The organism is Corallococcus sp. 4LFB, assembly GCF_046520365.1.
GTDB lineage: Bacteria > Myxococcota > Myxococcia > Myxococcales > Myxococcaceae > Corallococcus > Corallococcus caeni.
This window is the reverse complement of record NZ_JBKGHJ010000987.1, coordinates 1-1,394: the sequence shown is the minus strand read 5'-3', so window position 1 is coordinate 1,394 and position 1,394 is coordinate 1. Positions and strand designations below refer to the sequence as shown.

Sequence of the window (1,394 nt, the reverse complement as noted above, 5' to 3'; positions counted from 1 at the left end):
GCCGGCCGGAGGTGGACCTGGAGGCGGTGCGCGCCGGGGGCGGCTTCCTGGGCACGCTGCTGGAGGAAGCGCAGGCGCTGTCGCACGACGACGCGGCGCTCGCGGCGCTGTGGGACGACGAGGACCTGACGACGCTGGGGCAGCGGCTCAAGCGGCTGGGCGTGGATGCGCTGGAGGCGCCCCGGCCGGAGCTGGTGACGCAGGCCGGGCAGCGCGGCGTGGAGCAGCTCCACGAGGAGGCATCATGAAGCCGGGCCTGCGCATCAACCGCTTCCAGGTGGACGGCTTCGGGCACTTCCGGGGGTACTCGGGGACGCCGGGGCCGGGGCTCACGCTGCTGTACGGGCCCAACGAGGCGGGCAAGAGCACGCTGCTCGCGTTCCTGCGCGGCGTGCTGTTCGGCTTCGAGAAGCGCGGCCAGCCGGAGCGCTACGAACCGGAGGGCGCGCTCTTCGGCGGCGAGCTGTGGCTGGAGACGGCGTCCGGCCCGCTGGTGGTGCACCGCCACGGTGGGAAGCGCGCGTCGGAAGGCACGCTCACGGTGCGGAGCCCGGAGGGGCAGCCGCTGCCGGAGACGCTGCTGGAGCAGGCGCTGGCGGACGTGCCGCGCGAGCTGTTCTTCGAGGTGTTCGCCTTCCGCCTGGACGAGCTGTCCTCCTTCCAGCGGCTCGCGCAGCAGCGCGGCGTGTCGGAGGCGCTGTTCGCCGCGGGCATGCAGGGCGCGCGTCGGCTGCCGGAGGCGGTGGAGCGGCTGCGCAAGGGCGCGGAAGGGCTCTACGCGCCGCGCGGGCAGAAGCCCGAGCTGAACCGCGTGATGAAGGAGCTGGAGGACGTACAGCAGGCGCTGCGCGAGGCGGGAGACCGGCCCGCGCTCTACTTCTCCACGCGCGACCGGCTGGCGGAGCGCATCGCGGAAGGCCACGCGCTGGAGGTGGCGCGCAAGCAGACCGAGCACGCGCTGGACCACGCCGCGCGGCTGGAGTCCGCGCTGGGGGACCTGGCGGTGCTCGCGCGCGACCGGGTGGAGCTGGCCACGCTGCCGGTGCTGGACACCTTCCCGCCGGGCGCGGAGACGCGGCTGGAGGACGTGCTCCAGCGGCGCAAGACGTACCGGGCCCAGCAGGCGCAGCTGAATGAGCGGCTGATGCCTATCGAAGAAGCGCGGGAGCGGCTGGCGGCCCCATGGCCCGTGCGCGAGCGCGCCGAGTCCCTCCGCACGGCGCTGGCCACGTACTCCGGACATTCGGAGCAGCTTCGCGCGCTGCCCGCGCGCAGGGCGGCGCTCACGTCGCGGCGGCGGCAGCTGGAGCAGTCTCTGGAAGAGCTGGGGCTCGCGGTGGACGCGGGCGGGCTGCTCGCGCTGGACCGTGGGCGCGCGGGCGCGCGGGGAGCTG

The 1,394-nt window shown here is 75.0% G+C and carries 1 protein-coding gene and 1 pseudogene; both read left to right on the top strand.

Annotated elements, in window-relative coordinates; genetic code table 11:
* Positions 1–248, top strand: a pseudogene (locus tag ACLEQD_RS43395) (DNA repair exonuclease); the annotation flags it as partial.
* Positions 245–1,394, top strand: a 1,150-nt coding sequence (locus tag ACLEQD_RS43390; RefSeq protein ID WP_410391793.1) for an AAA family ATPase, incomplete at its 3' end; no start/stop codon positions are given. The pseudogene ACLEQD_RS43395 and the gene ACLEQD_RS43390, both read left to right, overlap by 4 nt.